The organism is Streptomyces fumanus, assembly GCF_014655295.1.
GTDB classification, from domain to species: Bacteria; Actinomycetota; Actinomycetes; order Streptomycetales; family Streptomycetaceae; genus Streptomyces; species Streptomyces fumanus.
In genome coordinates, this window is the sequence record NZ_BNBI01000003.1 from 271799 (window position 1) to 289404 (window position 17606).

A 17606-nucleotide genomic window follows, 5' to 3' on the forward strand; every position below is an offset into this window, starting at 1 on the left:
TCCGGCCGCCGCCCGTTCGACGTCGACCGTCCCGGTGTGACGCACCGCCCGTTCCGGCGCCGGTGACCCCAGCACCCTCCTGAGCCGGTCAGGAGGTCGCGGGGCGGTCCGAATCCTGGATCAGGGAGCGGAGCAGGGCGTGCTGGCGGCGGACCTGGTCACGGCCCCGGTAGGGCTCGCGCCGGCCCTCGTACTCGCTGGAGAGCCAGCCGCGCCAGCCGGCCGCTCGCAGGGTGGCGACGATGTCGGGCCAGGGGATGTGCAGGTCGGTGAGGGTGTCGTCGATCTCGAAGAACTTGGCCTGGATGAAGTGCACATGCGGCAGCACCTCGGCGAGGTCCGCCATGGGCACGGCGAGCGGCTCCAGGAACGCCGGGCGCTTCTTGCCCTCGAAGCCCTCGTGGCCGTCGTCGACCGGCGCGGTCTGGAAGATGCCGGTGTCGATGAGCAGCTTGAAGTGGTCGCTGCCGGTCCGGTCGATGAAGTCGAGGTAGCCCTGGGTGACGGGGTGCTTGATCGGGGTGGGGCTGTGGATCTCGGGGCAGATCACGATGTCGAGGTCGGCGGCCAGGTCGAGGACGCCTGCCACGGCGGGCTCCCAGACGGGGTGCGGGTCGAGATCCGGGGTGACCACGCCGAACTTGGGGCGTACGGAGGTGAACCCGAGCAGCTTGGCGAGCCGGAGGTCGCGGGCGAGCTGGGCGCGGGCCTCCTCGGCGGTGAGGTCGCGGTCGCGCCACATGGCGGTGTCGACCCAGGAGCCGTAGTTCGTCGGCGTCAGCCCGTACCGGTCCAGCAGGCGGTGCCAGGTGTCGACCCAGGCCGGGTCGGGCTCGGGGTAGCCGGGAATGTTGCCCTCGCCGAGGATCTCGATGCCGGTGGCGCCGAGGTCGGCGATGTCGGCCATGGCGTCCTCGAGGGTCATCGAGGTGTAGAGGTCGCCGGAGAAGCTGTAGAGGGAGACGCCGTGGCGCAGCCCGTCGGCGGGGTCGGCGCCGGGCACGATCGTGGCGGTGGCGGCGGAGCGGAACACGGAGGGTCCGGCGACCTCGGGGATGTAGGGCCGGCGCAGGTGGACGGCGACCTCCACGCGGTGGGTGCCCGCGCTCAGGCCGCCCGGGTGGTCGACGCCGAGCACGGCGGTCTCGTCCAGCGGCCACCGTACGTCGGTGGAGGCGCGCAGTTCGTCGAGCGTGAAGGTACGCCCTTGCAGCGTCCAGCGCTGGGCCTCGCGCGGGAACGCCCGGCCGTCGACGGTCACGTCGGCGCCGTCGACGAGGCTGCCGGCGACGCCCCGGTAGTTGGGGTTGCGCAGCAGCATCTCAAAGCCCGTGACACCGGTGTCGCCGGTCGTGTTGCGGAAGCCGCGCTGCTGGATGATCGGGCGTTCGAGCATGGTGGTCCTTCGGTACGGAGAAAAAGGGTGGGGGCGGGGGTGCAGGGTGGGGGGTGTGAGATGTGCGGGGTGCGGGGGTGCGGGTCAGGCGGGGTGTTCGCGGTTCTCCAGGCCGTACAGGGCCATGCAGGCGGCCTGGGCCAGGCAGAGCGCGACGGGGAGTCCGACGAAGGCCCACTCGATGGCCCGGCCGGCCTCCGCCGAGACGTGGTCGGCGCGGTATCCGCCCCAGGCCAGCGCCCACGCGAAGAAGGCGCCGCCGAGTGCCGTGCCCACCTTGGTGGCGAAGCTGTAACCGGCGTAGAGGAGGCCCTCGTCGCGGCGGCCGGTGAGGGTCTCGTGGTGGTCGACGGTGTCGGAGACGAGCGCGGGGGCGGCGACGAAGCCGAATCCGCCGAGCAGGTTGGCGACGAGGAAGACGGTGAGGAAGACGGCCGGCCGTCCGTCGAGGAAGAACAGCGGGACGTACAGGGCGGCGGTGGCGGCGAGGCCGTAGTTGATGCCGCGGCGCTTGCCGGTACGGCGCAGGAACCACGGGGTGAGGACCGAGCCGACCAGGGCGGAGAGGGAGAAGGTGAGCAGGATGTAACTGGTGGCCCAGGCGTCGTGCAGGACGTCACGGGCGTAGTAGACGGCGCCGGCGGTGATGATGCCCAGGCGGACGAAGGCCAGCAGGGACGCCGTGCTCACGCCGAGCCAGTGGCGGTTGCGGGGCAGTGCCGCCAGGGCGCGCCAGGTGGCGGCCTCCCGGGGCACCGGCGGTGCGGGGCGTTCCCGGCACAGCAGGGCGACGATCCAGTACAGCAGGGTGCCGACGGCGCCCAGGACGACGGCCATGCCGGTGAAGCCGCGGCCCCGGTCGTCGCCGCCCAGGGCCTGGACCAGGGGCATCACGGCGAGGGAGACGGCGATCAGGCCGAGCGAGGCGCCGATGAACCGGTAGCCGCTCATCTTCAGACGGGTGTCGGCGTCGTCGGTGAGCATGGGCAGCATCGCGCCGTAGGGGACGTTGACGAGCGAGTGGCTGATGCCGACGGCGACGAAGGTGGCCGCCGCCCAGACCACGGCGGTGGTGCCGCCGCCGGGCGAGGTGAAGGCCAGGGCGAAGACGACGCCCAGGACGGGCGCGGCGAAGATCAGGTAGGGGCGGGCGCGGCCGAAGCGGCTGCGGGTGCGGTCCACGGCCAGCCCGACCACCGGGTCGATGACCGCGTCCGCGATCCGGCCGAGCAGCAGGATGGTGCCGGCGGTGGCGGCGCTCAGGGCGGCGACGTCGGTGTAGAAGAACAGCAGGAACGCCGTCAGGGTGGTCCAGGTGAGGTTGGACGCGAGGTCGCCGAGGCCGTAGCCGAACTGGGCGGCCCGGGACAGGGGGCGCGGCCCGGCGGAGGACGGGGTGGCCACACCGGTGGCGGGAGAGGGCACGGCACTCATCGTCGAGTCCCTTCGGGAGACAGAGGGCGTGCCGCCGCTGCGCCCGGAAGTCGGGGAACGGGGGGCGGCCGCCGATGACCGCGGCGGGCCTCGTCCGGAGTCCGCTCGCTGTCGACGGAACTTATGCACGCCATCAGCAGAAGTCAATGCTTCTGGGGTACCCATAGGGTCGCCATCGACAGGACGGATGGTGCAGGCCGGGGCATCGGCCCGGCGGTCGCCGGTGAGGTGTGCGCGTTGCCGGCCTGCGCGTCCGGCAACGCACCCCCCGCCACCCGCAGCGTCACACCCCGGCCACCAACCGGTCCGGCTCGACCGCCGACGGCCGCCCCCCGGGGGCCCACGCGGCGAGCGCGTCCGCCGACAGCAGCATGTCGACGGCGAGGTGGGCGCCGCCCACCACACCCCCGGTGTCACCGGTCACCGCGGCCCGTACCGTCAGGTCCGCGGCGGCCAGCGGCAGCGCCCGGCTGCGTACGGTGTGGTCCGCGACGCGCAGGAAGGTGTCCCCGCCGGCCACCGCGCCGCCGCCGAAGACCACGCAGTCGGGGTTGTAGAAGTTCACCAGCGCGGCCATCAGGCTGCCGATGCGCTCCGCGGCCCGTGCCACCGCCGTCAGGCACCACGCGTCGCCCGCGACCACCCCGCGGCCGATGTCGGCCGGGGTGATCTCGCCGGTGGCGCGGTGGATGTCGGCGAGGTAGCGGCTGCGCCCCTCGTGGACGGCGGTCACCGCGTCGCGGGCCAGCGCCCAGCCGCCCGCCAGGGCCTCCAGGCAGCCGGTGCGCCCGCACCGGCACATCACGGAGTTGTCCTCCAGGACCCGGGCGTGCCCGATGTCGCCGGCGGCGCCCTTGCTGCCGCGGTGCACCCGGCCCCGGCTGACGACGCCCGCGCCGATGCCGGTGCCGGCCTTGACGTAGATCATGTGCTGGTCGTCGTCCAGGCCGGTGCTCCTGGCCTCGCCGAGGGCGAGCAGGTTGGCGTCGTTGTCGACCCAGACCGGCACGCCGTGGCGCCGCTGCATCCGGCCGCGGATGTCGTACCCGTCCCAGCCCGGCATGATCGGGGGCTGCGAGGGCCGGCCCGTGGCGAACTCGACCGGTCCGGGCACGCCGATCACCACCGCCCACAGTTGCGCCGGGTCGTGTGCCTTCAGCAGCTCGGCGAAGTACTCGTCGAGGAAGTCGAAGGTCCGCTCGGGGCCGTGGGCGACCGGCCACTCCAGGTGGCGGTGGTCCAGCACCCGGGCGTCGAGGTCGGTGACGGCGACGTCGAGCGCGGCGGCGCCGAGCACCGCGGAGAGCACCAGGCCCTCCTCCGACCGGAAGCGCAGCCGCCGGGGCGCCCGGCCGCCGCTGGACGGAGCGACGTCGGCGTCCTCCAGGAGGCCGAGGGAGATGGCCTCCTCCACCCGCTGGGAGATGACGGTGCGGCCCAGCAGCGCGGCCGCGCCCAGTTCGGGGCGGGTCCGGGCCCGGCCGCGGCGCACCAGGCGCACGACGGTGGCCAGGGCCTCGTACTGGTCGATGGCGGTGGGCGGTCGGCGTGACATGCGGACATCATCGCGCACTTCCGCCGGAACGAGGTCCGCACTTGACGACTTTTGCATGTGACGTGCAATAGTGGCGCTCGCGGCTCAGCCGTCGTTCGTTCGTCATCGCTCACAGGACAGAAGCCGGAGGCTGCCATGACGCAGCAGATTCAGGCCGCGGTCGTGGGGACCGGATTCATGGGGTCCGTGCACGCCCGCGCCGTCACGGCGGCCGGAGGCCGGGTGCGGTGGGTCGCCGGCAGTTCGCCGGCCCGCGCCCGCGAGCTGGCCGGGGCGTCGCCCGGCGCCGAACCCGCCACGTTCCAGCAGGTGTTGGACTCCGACGTGGACGTGGTGCACATCTGCACGCCGAACCACCTGCACCACGACATGGCGCGGCGGGTGCTGGAGGCCGGCAAACACGTGGTCTGCGAGAAGCCGCTCGCCCTCTCGGTGAAGGAGGCCGCCGACCTGGCCGGGCTCGCCGAGCGAGCGGGGCGGGTGGCCACCGTGCCGTTCGTCTACCGCTACTACGCCTCGGTACGGCTGGCGCGTTCGATGATCTCGGCCGGCGGCCGGGGGCCGTGGCTGCTGCACGGCTCGTACCTGCAGGACTGGCTCGCCGACCCGGAGGCGGACAACTGGCGGGTGGACGGCGCCCGGGGCGGTGACAGCAGGGCCTTCGGCGACATCGGCATCCACTGGTGCGACCTGATGGAGTTCGTGACCGGGCAGCGCATCACGGCGCTGCGGGCGGTGCTGGGCAGCGCCCATCCGGTGCGCGGGGGCCGCCCGGTGACCACCGAGGACGGCGGTGTGATCTCCTTCCGCACCGACGCGGGCGCGCTGGGCTCGCTGGTCGTCAGCCAGGCCAGCGCCGGCCGCAAGAACCGGCTGTGGTTCTCCTTCGACGGCCCCGACGCCAGTTACGTCTTCGACCAGGAGCGTCCCGAAAGCCTGTGGGTCGGCGGCCGGGACGCCAACCGCGTACTGCTGCGCGACCCCGCCCACGCCGGCGGCCGGGCGGACGCGCTGCCCGCCGGGCACCCCCAGGGCTACCACGAGTGCTTCGCCGACTTCGTCGCCGACACCTACGCCGCCGTCCGGGGCGAGGCCCCCGACGGACTGCCCGGCTTCGGCGCCGGTCTGCGCGCCGCCCGGCTGACCCAGGCGGTGCTGGACTCGGCCGCCGACACCACCGACTGGACGGAGGTCCCCGCGTGAAACTGGGCATGCTCACCGCCTGTCTGCCCACCTGGCCGCTGGAACGCGTCGCCGCCTGGGCGGCCGACACCGGTTACGAACGCCTGGAGGTCGCCGTCTGGCCCGGCACCGGCGGCCGTGACTTCGAGGCCGCCCACATCGACGTGGCCCGCTTCGACGCGGCCGAACACGACCGCGTACAGGGGCTGTTGCGGGAGACGGGGCTGGAGATCTCGGCGCTGGCGTACTACGAGAACAACCTCCACCCCGACCCCGGGCGCCGCGCGGAGATCCGCGCCCACCTCAAGCACGCCGTCGACGCCGCCCGGGCGCTGGGGGTGCCCTACGTCGGTACGTTCATCGGCCGGGACCCCTCGCTCAGCGTGCCGGACAACCAGCGCGAGGCCGAGCGGGTCCTGCCCGAACTCGTCGACTACGCGGGCGAGCGCGGGGTACGGCTCGTCATCGAGAACTGTGTGATGGAGGGCTGGCACCCCGACGGCCACCCGGGCAACATCGCCTACTCCCCCGAGCTGTGGGAGTGGATGTTCTCCCTCGGCCTGTACCTCAACTGGGACCCCTCGCACCTGATGTGGCTCGGCATCGACCCGCTGGCCACCATCGCGCCCTACGCCGACCGCATCGCGCACGCCCAGGCCAAGGACATCGAGCTGGACCCGGTGGCCCGCAACCGCTACGGCTTCTTCGGCACCACCGCCAAGAACGGCGACCCCTGGGCCACCGGCTGGTGGCGCTACCGGGTGCCGGGGCGCGGCCAGGTCGACTGGGCCCGCGTCGTCGACCGGCTCTACGAGACCGGCTTCACCGGCACCCTCTCCGTCGAGCACGAGGACCCCCTGTGGGGCGGCACCCCGGAGAAGGTCTGCCAGGGCCTCACCATCGCCCACCGCACCCTGCGCCCCCTCGTGGTGGCCTGACCCTCACACCCGGAGCTCCCCCATGTCCCTCCCTTCGGCACCCGCCTACGACCTCGTGGTCGTCGGCAGCGGCCCCACCGGCAGCGCCTACGTCCGCGAGGTGTACGAGCGGCACCCCACCGCCCGCGTCCTGCTCCTGGACGCCGGCCCTCGGCTGACCGACGACCCCGGCCGCCATGTGAAGAACATCCCCGACCCCGGGGAACGCGCCCGCGCCCAGCGCGCCTCGGAGGGCCCCGGCCCGGCAGGCCGCCCCGGCACCCGGCTCCTCGGCGCGCCGGAACTGCCCGCCGCCGCGCTCTCCACCAACGTCGGCGGCATGGGCGCCCACTGGACCGGCGCCTGCCCCCGCCCCGGCGACGGCGAGCGCATCGGCTTCCTGCCCGCCGCCGAACTGGACGCCGACCTCGCCCGCGCCGAACGGCTCCTGCACGTGGACGCGCACGTCTTCGACGGGGCGCCCTTCGCCGACGAGGTGCGCGCACGGCTCTCCGCGCTGTTCGACCCCGGCCGGGCGGCGGACCGGCGGGTGGCCGCGATGCCGCTGGCCGTCACCGCGCGCGCCGACGGCGCCCATGTCTGGAGCGGCACCGACGTGATCCTCGGCGGGGCGGCGCACGACGAGCGGGTGGAGATCGCCGACCGCTGCCTGTGCCTGCGCGTCGACCTGGACGGCGACACGGTGACCGGGGTGACCGTACGCGACCAGGTCACCGGCGAGGAACGGGGCGTCGGGGCCCGCGCGGTGGTCGTCGCCGCGGACGCCCTGCGCACCCCGCAGTTGCTGCACGCCTCCGGCGTCCGCCCGCCCGCGCTGGGCCGGTACCTCAACGACCAGCCGCAGATCGTCTACGCCGTCCGCCTGCCCGACGACGTGGTCGCCGCGCACCGTGCCGTCACCGGCCGCACCCGGGACGAGGACGGGGCGATCGTGCCGCAGAGCGGGGTCAGTTGGGTGCCGTACACCGACGCGCAGCCCTTCCACGGGCAGGTCATGCAGCTCGACGCCTCCCCCGTGCCGCTCGCCGACGGCGTCGAGGTGGCGCCCGGTGCCGTGGTCGGCCTGGGCTGGTTCTGCGCCAAGGACATCACGCCCGAGGACCGGGTGGAGTTCTCGGACACCGAGACCGACGCCTACGGGCTGCCCGCCCCGCGCATCCACTACCGCTACACCGACGCCGACCTCGCCGCCATCGAGCGGGCCAAGCGGGCCGTCGCCGAAGCGGGCGCCGCCGTGGGCATCCCCCTGGACGACTCCCCGGTCCTGCTCCCGGCCGGCAGCTCCCTGCACTACCAGGGCACCACCCGCATGGGCCCCGCCGACGACGGCACCAGCGTCTGCGACACCCACAGCCGGGTGTGGAACATCCACGGCCTGTGGCTCGCCGGCAACAACGTCATCCCCACCGCCACCGCCTGCAACCCGACCCTGACCTCGGTCGCCCTCGCCGTGCGGGGGGCCCGGGCCCTGGTGGAGCACCTGGGGTCGGCGGTCGGCCACGTGGCAACCCCGGCCCGCTGACACGGCCCAGCGCGCCTCACGACAGAATGCCCGCGCTCCGTGCGGCGGCCAGCCAGTCGGGAAACTCCCCGAGGAGCTGGTCGTAGAGCCGATGGTCCGGGATGGCCCGCGGATTGCGTCCGGCGTGGAAGAAGCCCGCGTTGTCGACGGCACGGTGCGAGGGGACGGCGAGTGTGTCCAGCTTCCGCAGGAACGCGAACTCGTTGTCGTCGGGGTCGCCGAAGCCGATGAACTGCCAGAACAACGGAAGACGGGCGGCCTTGCAGAGGTAGCGCTCGGCGGCGGCCTTGCTGGTGGGGCCGCCGTCCGTCTGGAAGACGACCAGTGCGGGGCACCGGCAGCCGGACTCCATGTAGTGGTCGATGACCGCGTCCATGGCCCAGTGGTAGTTGGTGCGCCCCATGTGACCGAGGTTCTGGTGCAGCTTGTCGATACGCCTCCGGTGCCTGCCCAGCGTCAGATCCGTCGAGCCGTCGACGTCGGTGGAGAAGAAGACCACCGGAACGGTGCCGTCGTCATCGAGGTGGGCCGACAGTGACAGCACCCGTTCGGCCAGGTACTGCATGGTGCCGTTCCGGTAGTACGGGCGCATGGATCCGGAGCGGTCCAGTACGAGGTACACCGCGGCCCGCACATCCTCCAGCCCGTGCCTGCGCACACTGGCGCCCGCTGTCTTGTACAGGCTCACCAGATCGGGAGCCTTCTCCAGCACCTTGGTCAGGCTGATGGCCGCGGCGCCGTCACCGCCGTCCGTGGAAATCATGCGTCCAGAGTGGCGTCCCGCCGCTGGATACGAGCGGCATTCACCGATTCGATGCGAACGGATTGGATCGGACGCGCACCATTACGACGCTGTGCCCCGCGCGGCGTCCTCCTTCGGTTGCGGCTTCATGGCACCCCGCCCACGCGTACGGTCCATCTCCCGCCATTCCGGCCGCAGTCCAGCCAGGTTCGTGGTGAGGAAGTACGCGGCGGCGCCGGCGAGCAGCACCGGCACGAGTCCGACTGCGGTCACCGCCGCTCCGGCGATCAGTCCGCCGAGCGGAATGCCGGCCCAGGCCAGCGAGTCACCGAGCGCGTTGACCCGGCCCAGCATCCGGCGCGGCACGCGCTCGACGAGGACGGCCCCCAGCACCGGGTTGATGAAGCCGGCACCGAGCCCACCGACCGCGATGACGGCCAGTACCACCGCCAACGGGGCGTCGAGGGCGAGGATCAGGAACCTCGGTGCCCCGAGCACGAGGAACCCGGTGAGAACCACCAGCCGCCGCCGCAGCCGGTGCGCGACCACTGCGGCGATCAGGCTCCCGCCGACCGCTGCGGCCCCCATCACACCGCCTGTCAGGCCGATCGCGGTCGGCCCGATGCCGGACTCCCTGGCCCAGACGGGTACGAGCACCGAGTTGAACGCCGCGTCCAGCAGATTGGTGATGGCGACCATGACGATGACGGTGAACAGCAGCGGCTCGCCGCGCAGGAAGGTGAAGCCCTCGCCGAACCGCCGCCAGTAACCCGGTTCCGTTCCCCCGGCCGACGAGGGGACTTCCTCGGTCGCGTACCCCATGCCGCGCGGCAGGACGATCTTGATGATCACAGAACCGAGGGCGAAGCAGCCCGCGTTGACTGCGAGTCCGGTCAGGGGACCGAGCAGCGCCACCAAGGATCCGCCGACCGCCAGGCCAACGGTGGAGGCGAGCCGCTCGGTCACACCGGCCAGACCGGTGGCCCGCTCCAGAGGCACCCGGCCGCGCTCGGCCGCCTCCGGGACCATCACCTCCTTCGCCAGGTCACCGGGCCCCCGGGCCGCGCCGATCAACGCGACCAACACCAGCAGAAAGGGAAAGGACAGCAGGTCCAGGGCGTGGGACAGAGGAACCGCGACGGCGGCGGTCGCACTGGCCAGATCGGTGGTCCAGGAAACGGCCCGCGGGCCGATCCGGTCCACCAGCGGCCCGGTGAACGCCTTGACCACCACGTAGGGAGTCATCTCACAGAAGGCGACCAGTCCGGTCAGGGTGGCGCTGCCGGTGGTGACGAGGACGAACCAGGGCAGTGCCACTACGGAGATCCGAGTGCCGGTCAGCGACACGGCCATGGCCGCCAGCACCCCGCCCAGCGGCCGTAAGGACCTTCTGCCGGGTATGCCACCGGCCCCCGTGGCGTCATCGCTCATGACATCGGGCTCCCTTTCTCTTCCTGAGGGCCGGAAGGAAGCGATGACGCGGCGAACGCATCCGGTTCGGACAGGATCTGCGTGATCACGGTGACCCGTCCGGCTTCCTCGCGCGTGAGCCGCGAGGTCCAGTCGCTCATGGCGAAGGTGTTCCGCCATGTGCAGGCCGTCGTCCGGCCGCACCGGGCTGCCCACTGCATCAGCCATGCGTCACACGGTAGACCGCAAAGGGTTCTTCGCAAAGAGGCACTCGTGAAGGGACCTCGCACGTAGGTGAACACGAACACACGCTTCATGTAACGAAGCACGAACACACCGTTGCGGCTGTCCTGATTCCCTCCCTCCGAACTGGCGCAATCACGTGCAGGACCTCCGAAGCCCCGCCGAGCCGCCCGTGGGGTCAGTCCCCCGTGCGAGCTACACGCAGGTGTCCACCGGAGGGTGATGCTTTCGGGCCGTCGAATTCATAGCTTTCTCACAGATCACGGCCCCCCGGTCGCGGAATTGGCGTAGAGGAAAGCACATGACCGATCTGCACCGTACCCTGTCCTGGCAAACACTGATGGCGGAAAAACAAATCGCTCGCGAGGAAAACGACACCTTGACGTATCAAATGTCGAAAGACTGGTTCGCCATTGTGACTCCACTGCGGGGCTCGTGCCAGATCGAAGGTCGAGACGACTCCGGCCGACGACGCACCACGCTCATGGCTGGAGATATCTGCCGGATCGTGCCCAACAACCCGGTCCGGCTTACTCGCGCACCGAGAGAGCGCCTGCCATTAGAAGTCGCATATATCCAGATGCCTGCGGAGATCCTTCGGCACGCCAGGGATGCACAACCCACCACCACTGTGCGTGACCTGTCCACATTGCACACGTTACGCGCCTTCGAACCGCACGTCGCGTCGATTATGACGGAAATGCTGCACGCCCGGACGACGGGTGCAGGTGACCATTACGCGGCCAGCGCAGCCCGCTACCTGGCAGCATATTTGCTCCACCCGCGTCACCGTGCATCGCCCAGTGCGGGAGGTCTTAGCCCGGAACAACTGCTCGCAGTGACCACATACATGGAGGAGAACTTGGCGTCGAACATCACGCTCGATCAACTGGCCAAGGAAGCGAGCATCAGCCGATACCACTTCTTACGCCGATTCTCCACCAGCACGGGAAAGACACCTATGCGCTACCTGACAGAATTACGCATCGATGCAGCACGTCATCTGCTCGCAGTAGACAGTGAGACGATATCCCAAGTCGGCAGGCGCTGCGGCTTCCCCAACGCGGAGAATTTCGCCCGCGTGTTCCGCAGGCACGTGGGGTGCTCACCATCGCAGTACCGGCAGCGCGGGCAGCGTGGGTGACTCACAAGCGTACCGATCGCGTATCCAGTGACGGACCAGGAGTCACCGGCTCGCTGGCGAGCGCGTCCAAGCGATCGGGGGGACTTTGCCGGCCCCCTGCCTGTCGCCGGGTAGTCCGTGCCGGCGTAGAGCATCGGGTCGGCCGGGTTGATGCACGGTCCGCCCTCGATCCACGCACGAATACGCCGTTCCACCGTTCGACTGCCGCAGCGGATCCGGCCGCGGCGCATGAGCGACGGCCCGCGTTACGAGCGCGCGCCCCGATGTCCCGTAACGGCGGAGAACCCAGAGGAACCGGCATCGGGGCTGCGGCATGCTGATCACGGAATGGCCGACGCGGCGAGGCTGAGGAGACACACGTGAACCCTTTCGACGATCCGGACGGGGAGTTCCTCGTACTGGTCAATGACGAAGGCCAGCACTCCCTCTGGCCTTCCTTCGCCGACGTCCCGGACGGCTGGACGGTGGCGCACGACCGCGACACCCGGGACGCCTGCTTGGCCTACGTCGAACGGAACTGGACCGACATGCGCCCCAAGAGCCTGATCGAGGCGATGGAGGGCTGATGCCTGCGGCTGCCGGGCTGTCGCTGGTCTGTGTGCCGTTCGCGGGCAGCGGGGCCTCCCTGCCGCGAGCCGACATGGCGATACACGGCAACTGCGGCCCCACGTCCCGCCCGCCGCTGGACGTGATGGTCACCGCGCTGCGCGACGGCGAGGGTACACACTCCTGACAGCCGATCAGCGCGGGCTGTCGGACGTACACCGCGGGGCGTTCCGCTAGGCCGATCTGCCGAGCGCCCACCTGTAATGGCGCTTATCCGATGCGCTGGCTGGCCGGGGGGCCAGCACCCAATGAGCGAAGCATCTTTGGCGACGCACAGCCGCCGCTCAGGCATCACTCACCCTGCGACAGCTCGACCCGAAAACCCGGATGCCTGCCTGACGCTCCAGGGCCTGCCGAGGCGGGGGGCCTGCACCTGCAGGTTGGTTCAGGGCGACACGACCCTCACCCACACGCATCCGGCTCAACTGGCTCAGCCGAAATTCTTTCCGCGGTCTCCGTTACTCGCTTTTTCTGTTCGCAGGGAGTCTCTGACGCTGCGCGATTCACGCTCCGGGCTCGATATGAAGCCGAGGCGGTAGGCAAACAACGCCACCTCCACTCTGTTCCTCAAGCCGAGTTTGGTCATGATACGGGAAACGTAGGATTTTACCGTATTCTCGGACATGTCGAGTTTTCGGGAGATTTCTCGGTTCGAGAGACCGCTGCCGATATATGCGGTCACCTGCAACTCGCGCTCATTCAGCTCCGCGAGTTCTTCCGGCGGCGACGTGGGGTCATGGACGGGCAGAAAAGTGTACCTCTCGAAGAGCTGCCGTAAGAGCGCCGGGTCCAGGAAGGCATCGCCCTCAGCCGCAGCGGTAACGGCTGTCCTGAGCACCCATGCCTGTGAGTTCTTGAACACGCACCCCCGAGCGCCGGCCCGCATCGACTGGACGGCTGCATCTTCGGAGAATCCGTCCACCATGACGATCACTGCGCCGTGCTGTCCCCGTCCCGTGCGTGTCCGGCTGAGTGAAAGCAAGTCGCGCGTCAGGCTGCCGTAGTCGACGAGTGCAACATGCGGTTTCTCTTCCGTAACGGCATCCAGCAGTTCCTCACCGGTCTGAGCTTCAGCCACGATGCTGATGTGGTCCTCGCGCTCCAGGAGGGCCCTTATCCCGATCCGCGCGAATTCATGCGGATCGGCGATGACAACACGAATCGGACTGAGTGAATTCCATTCCATTGATCGCCGCTCAAGCATGTATAGAGGCAACTTTCTGGCGGTCGATGTCTCCATTGCTTTTTGTAACGGCAGCTCTTGATGGGCCACCGGAACTGGCCCACACAACGCGAGACGATCGCGTGCCGAGCCCTGACGCCGCGTGACAGTAATGTCAGGTGAACTCATGCAGCGGGTTTTTCAGTACGATGTCCGGATCCTTCTCGAGTGATTCGGTTACCACTCGGTAGTACATCGTCTTCCGCCAAGCCGTCTCTGGCGTTGCCGGAATGGCGCGCCCGGAAGTGTGAGCAAGAAGGTAGTGGGAGAACACTACGCTGCCTGCGGCTCCTCTTACCTCAACAGGCTCCCCCAGGGGCACATCCCGCGGATACGGTGCACTTCCAGCAGGATAGTTGTACACAGCCCGCACCCCATGCACTGCCAGGTGATCGCCGAGGATCAGATGGGATCCGGGCCACACGACCAGGTTGCCCATACCCGTACCTCTGAAGTCGGTCAACCAAATACCGACCTGAATTGAAAAGGGTACAGGCTTCGCCTCCCGATTAGGGTCGAGCCCGTCAATGTGCGGATAATGAGCAGGGACGTCCAAAGTGTGCGGTACGGTCGTAATGAGCTGTGGCGGCGGTGGAAAAAGGGAAAAGAACTCGGGGCCGAGGAGCTGATCCACCAGGCTCTTGATGCCCACAGCCCGATAGAACTCGATAAAGGCATCCCCCCGCCGCCCGCAGGGCGGATTGAAGCTGTGGCTTCCTATATAGGATTCCGGGACGGGATTCTCCCTCAGTTCGTCATCGAACAGTTCAATACCCCGCCGCAGATGTTCACCGGTTACGACATCAGGAACTACAACGAACCCGTTTGCCAGGAATGACTTCCTCATACTGTCGGTAATGTGCACCATGCGAAGGCTCTCCTGTTCCCGACCTGGACAGTACGTTTCGTTTCACGCTCAACAGTTCCGGCAGCCGATCCTTGCGAGTGGCGCCCATGGTGGGCCCCGCTGCACTTCCCTGCATCGTCAAGTCCGCCGCGGCTCGCGGCTGAAGGGCAGGTCACGTCAGTGACCGCGGGCTTCGAGCGGATCTGTGTCCGTCCTTCGCGTAGCGCCGGCCGCCCGGTCGAACTGGGCGGCCTGGATCTCGTACAGGCCCCGGAAGTACCCCTGAGGCCGACCCAGCAGCTCCCCTGGCGTGCCGGATTCGACCAGGCGGCCCTGGTCGAGCACGTGTACATGATCTGCGTGGCGCACTGACGCCATTCGATGAGTGATCAGGATGACGGTCTGTCCTCCCGCTGCCAGTTCTCGGATCTGGTCGAACACCCGTTGTTCTTCACGGGCGTCAAGGGCGGCGGTAGGTTCGTCGACGATGAGGACCGGTGCGTCCCGGTAGTGGGCTCGGGCGATGCCCAGGCGCTGCCACTGGCCGCCGCTCAGTTGGTGGCCTCCCTGATACCCGCGGGCCAGCAGAGTTTCCCAACCCTTGGGGAGACCCGCGATCACAGGGCTTGCCCCCGCCCGGTCGGCGGCAGCGTTGAGCCGGCTCTCGCCGCCGGAGACGCTTGCGTCGCCGATGACTACGTTGACGCGAGCGGTGAAGGGCCAGCGCTTGAAGTCCTGGGCCACCATCGCGATCCGGCTGAACACCTGCTGCCGATCGGCCCGGCAGGTGGGCACACTGTCCCAGAAGACGCTGCCTGTGTCCGGCAGGTAAAGCCCGGCAATCAGTTTCACCAGGGTGGACTTGCCTGAACCGTTCTCACCGACCAGGGCGGTGATCCGCCCTGTCGGGATAGTGAGGGACACGTCGTCAAGAGCCGGGCGTGCCTGCGGATCGGTCCCGGGATAGCGGAAGGTCACCTGGTCGAATCTGATGTGACGGGGGTGTTTCGGCACATCCAGGCCGCCGACCGGTATCGCCCAGTCGGCGGCGTGAACACGCAGGCGTTCGAGGTCGCCGACGAACAGGCTCTCGTCGTAGAGACTGTTGATCGACTGCACCATACGGCCGAGGCCGGCTGTGGTGGTGCGTAGGGCGAGCACGGCGGTGCCCACCACCGACAGTGCCATAGCGCCGAACCAAGCAAGGGCACCCAAGGTGACATAGGCGGTGGCGGAGGCCAGCCCGGTCAAAGCCGCCGCCCACAACCCGGTGCGCGCGTCCAGAGTGGCCAACCGGGTCTGTTCGGCCTCGGAGCTGGCGGACATGTTACGGAAGTGCTTGAGCAGGAAAGGCCCCACCTGGTGGACGCGAATCTCCGGCGCGGCTTCCACGGCAGTGAGTTCGGTGCTGAGAAGACGGCCGGCGCGCGTGTGCTGCACCCAGGTACGGAAGCTCTCGTACCGCCGGCGGGCGGTGATCAGCGTCCCCCACATGCGTGGCACGGCCATCAGAGCCAGCAACGGCAGCAGGACCGGGTGCAGCACAGTCAGTACGCTCGCGGCGGCGACCATGGAGAGCAGCGTGGTGATTGCACTCGTGCAGTGGCTCACCATCCGACGGGCGGCGTTCGCCCCGTACTGGGCGGTGTCGAGAAGCCGCCGGAACCCGTCGTCTTCGAGCGCGGCCAATTCCACCTGAGCGGCACACGCCAGATACTGCTCGGTGGCGACCCGTTCCACCTTGGGTTCGAGTCGCCCTGAGCCGTAGGTCGAGGCCGCGGCAAGCACAGCGCCCAGTACGGCGGTGACGGCGACCAGAATGAGTGGCGGAAGGGCCTGACGGAGGCGGTCGGTCACGTCGGCCTCGGCCAGTACAGATGCGAGAGAAGCGTTGACCGCGATCAGGCCGATGGCCTGCACGAGCCCGCGTCCGATCTCCGCTCCGGCGACTACCCGCACCGCTGCCCGGTCAGCTTCTCGCGCGAACCGGATGGTGGTGCGGACGATCGGAGGCAGGGATCGCACCACCGACCACAGGCCGAGCCGGGCGAAGGCGCCGCCGTGAGTGCTCGAACCGTCGACGTAGAGCAGAGGGCCGCCGAATAGAAAATACTCGGAAGAGGAAGTTCCGGGCTTTTTGTGGATCCGCACGGCTACCTCGTTGCGTCAGGTGGAGAGGTGAGTGAAGCAGCTAGGGGACCTCCATCAGGAGTTCCGCGCCATGATGTCGACGAAGCTCTGCATCAGGCGTAGTTGCGGCACCCATTCCTGGACGAACAACCACTGACCATTCGGGTTCACTTCGAGAAAAATGTGCTCGTCGTCGGGTGTGACGATGAAGTCGAATGCCCCGAAGCGCAGGCCGAAGTCATCCAGCATCTTGAGACACGCGTTCGCTATGGAATCGGGGAGTTCGCCCACGGTCGCGTGCGGCAACGAGTCCTGCCGGCGCCAGTCGAAGCGGGTGAGATCACTTTTCTGGGACTCGATTTTGCAGGTAAAAATCTGGTCCTCGAACACGGTGACTCGCAACTCGTGCTTCTTCTCTACGAACTCCTGGAACATGCAGGCACTCTCCCGCACGCTGTCGACGTGCTTCATGTCCTCGTCGGTGAACGGCCGGACGAGAGGCAGTCCGGGTACAAAAGTCTCGGGCGTGTACTCGTCCTCCACCTCGCCGGGCAGCAGGAATGGCCCAGTCATCGACTTGAATACGATCTTCTGGGAGCACTCGTCATAGAAGTTCCGCACGTCGTCGGGGTTGTTGGTGATGATGGTCTTCGGCGAAGTGAGCCCGAGATCGGCGCCCTTGACCATCTGCACCATCTTGTTGGCGGCTCGACGAATGTTGTGCGGGTTACTCATCCAATAGATGTCGGGATTACTGAGAAGCAACTCCCACATTCCCCGCATGGCGTACTCACTCTCCCGCCTGGCGTACGGGTACTGAACCCGGGAAAGTGACTTGGACGGGCGGGAGGTGTAGGGTTTCCGCCACCAAACGGCCTTGATGTCTTCGAGGTCGATCGTTCCGCCCTCGGTGTGCAGCCTGGTGGACCACTTTCCCTTACGGAACACCGACTCGATCTGCGCGCGCTGTGGAATGTCCTCAGGATAGAAGAAAACCGACTCCCGGCCCTTCCTGCGAAGGATTTCCGCCGCAGCGTAGGCTGTCGTGTCCCATCGGGCCGTGACGATCAGGATCGTTGCGTTTCCCATAGAATTTTCCTTATCTCTTCGTCGACATACATGGCTGCCGGAATGCGAATCGGGGCGAGCCGCCGGACGCTACGGAGACCCGCCCCGATTCAGTAGACCTCTAAATGCCGCACACGGCGGAATCACCGGGTGCACGAGGTCGCGTC

The 17606-nt window shown here is 68.8% G+C and carries 16 protein-coding genes; 6 read left to right on the forward strand and 10 right to left on the reverse strand.

Annotation, left to right across the window (positions count from 1 at the left end):
* Window positions 1-88: 88 nt before the first annotated feature.
* The 3 genes from IE316_RS08365 to IE316_RS08375 form a co-directional block, all read right to left on the reverse strand.
* On the reverse strand, window positions 89-1396 hold the full coding sequence (locus IE316_RS08365; RefSeq protein WP_190203514.1) for a C-glycoside deglycosidase beta subunit domain-containing protein: 1308 nt from the start codon (window positions 1394-1396) through the stop codon (window positions 89-91).
* A gap of 84 nt (window positions 1397-1480) precedes the next feature.
* Window positions 1481-2821: an MFS transporter gene (locus tag IE316_RS08370; RefSeq protein WP_190203515.1), complete on the reverse strand. Its 1341-nt coding sequence runs from the start codon at window positions 2819-2821 to the stop codon at window positions 1481-1483.
* A 292-nt stretch (window positions 2822-3113) separates the two neighbouring features.
* Window positions 3114-4385, reverse strand: coding sequence for an ROK family protein (locus tag IE316_RS08375; protein ID WP_190203516.1), 1272 nt, complete (start codon window positions 4383-4385; stop codon window positions 3114-3116).
* 135 nt (window positions 4386-4520) lie between these two features.
* Here IE316_RS08375 and IE316_RS08380 point away from each other — a divergent pair, with 135 nt between their 5' ends.
* The 3 genes from IE316_RS08380 to IE316_RS08390 are packed head-to-tail and all read left to right on the forward strand — an operon-like array spanning window position 4521 to window position 8027.
* Window positions 4521-5588, forward strand: a complete 1068-nt coding sequence (locus IE316_RS08380) for a Gfo/Idh/MocA family protein (protein ID WP_190203517.1) — start codon at window positions 4521-4523, stop codon at window positions 5586-5588.
* A complete protein-coding gene (locus tag IE316_RS08385; RefSeq protein ID WP_190203518.1) occupies window positions 5585-6505 on the forward strand; it encodes a sugar phosphate isomerase/epimerase family protein in 921 nt (306 codons plus the stop codon). Before IE316_RS08380 ends, IE316_RS08385 begins: the two co-directional genes overlap by 4 nt.
* 22 nt (window positions 6506-6527) lie before the next feature.
* Complete coding sequence (locus IE316_RS08390) at window positions 6528-8027, forward strand: GMC oxidoreductase (protein ID WP_190203519.1); 1500 nt, start codon at window positions 6528-6530, stop codon at window positions 8025-8027.
* A 16-nt stretch (window positions 8028-8043) separates the two neighbouring features.
* Here the strand turns inward: IE316_RS08390 and IE316_RS08395 are convergent, their stop codons facing one another.
* The 3 genes from IE316_RS08395 to IE316_RS08405 all read right to left on the reverse strand — a co-directional run bounded on the left by IE316_RS08395 (window position 8044) and on the right by IE316_RS08405 (window position 10340).
* The gene (locus IE316_RS08395; RefSeq protein ID WP_190203520.1) at window positions 8044-8790 is read right to left on the reverse strand and encodes a vWA domain-containing protein; all 747 of its coding nucleotides are present in this window, start codon (window positions 8788-8790) and stop codon (window positions 8044-8046) included.
* Between the two features lie 81 nt (window positions 8791-8871).
* On the reverse strand, window positions 8872-10200 hold the full coding sequence (locus tag IE316_RS08400) for an MFS transporter (protein ID WP_190203521.1): 1329 nt from the start codon (window positions 10198-10200) through the stop codon (window positions 8872-8874).
* Window positions 10197-10340: a hypothetical protein gene (locus IE316_RS08405; RefSeq protein WP_190203522.1), complete on the reverse strand. Its 144-nt coding sequence runs from the start codon at window positions 10338-10340 to the stop codon at window positions 10197-10199. The genes IE316_RS08400 and IE316_RS08405 overlap by 4 nt, the downstream gene beginning before the upstream one ends.
* A 383-nt stretch (window positions 10341-10723) precedes the next feature.
* Here IE316_RS08405 and IE316_RS08410 point away from each other — a divergent pair, with 383 nt between their 5' ends.
* From IE316_RS08410 to IE316_RS08420, 3 genes are all read left to right on the forward strand, one after another.
* On the forward strand, window positions 10724-11566 hold the full coding sequence (locus IE316_RS08410; RefSeq protein WP_190203523.1) for an AraC family transcriptional regulator: 843 nt from the start codon (window positions 10724-10726) through the stop codon (window positions 11564-11566).
* Between the two features lie 359 nt (window positions 11567-11925).
* Complete coding sequence (locus IE316_RS08415; RefSeq protein ID WP_190203524.1) at window positions 11926-12132, forward strand: MbtH family protein; 207 nt, start codon at window positions 11926-11928, stop codon at window positions 12130-12132.
* Complete coding sequence (locus IE316_RS08420) at window positions 12132-12299, forward strand: hypothetical protein (RefSeq protein WP_190203525.1); 168 nt, start codon at window positions 12132-12134, stop codon at window positions 12297-12299. Before IE316_RS08415 ends, IE316_RS08420 begins: the two co-directional genes overlap by 1 nt.
* A gap of 303 nt (window positions 12300-12602) precedes the next feature.
* Here the strand turns inward: IE316_RS08420 and IE316_RS08425 are convergent, their stop codons facing one another.
* The 4 genes from IE316_RS08425 to IE316_RS08440 form a co-directional block, all read right to left on the reverse strand.
* Window positions 12603-13523: a response regulator transcription factor gene (locus IE316_RS08425; RefSeq protein WP_190203526.1), complete on the reverse strand. Its 921-nt coding sequence runs from the start codon at window positions 13521-13523 to the stop codon at window positions 12603-12605.
* Window positions 13510-14262, reverse strand: coding sequence for a phytanoyl-CoA dioxygenase family protein (locus IE316_RS08430; RefSeq protein WP_190203527.1), 753 nt, complete (start codon window positions 14260-14262; stop codon window positions 13510-13512). Before IE316_RS08430 ends, IE316_RS08425 begins: the two co-directional genes overlap by 14 nt.
* Window positions 14263-14418: 156 nt before the next feature.
* Window positions 14419-16392 carry an ABC transporter ATP-binding protein gene (locus IE316_RS08435; RefSeq protein ID WP_190203528.1) on the reverse strand — a complete coding sequence of 658 codons (1974 nt, stop codon included), beginning with the start codon at window positions 16390-16392 and terminating at the stop codon, window positions 14419-14421.
* A 54-nt stretch (window positions 16393-16446) separates the two neighbouring features.
* Window positions 16447-17460, reverse strand: coding sequence for an MvdC/MvdD family ATP grasp protein (locus IE316_RS08440; RefSeq protein WP_190203529.1), 1014 nt, complete (start codon window positions 17458-17460; stop codon window positions 16447-16449).
* Window positions 17461-17606 lie beyond the last annotated feature (146 nt).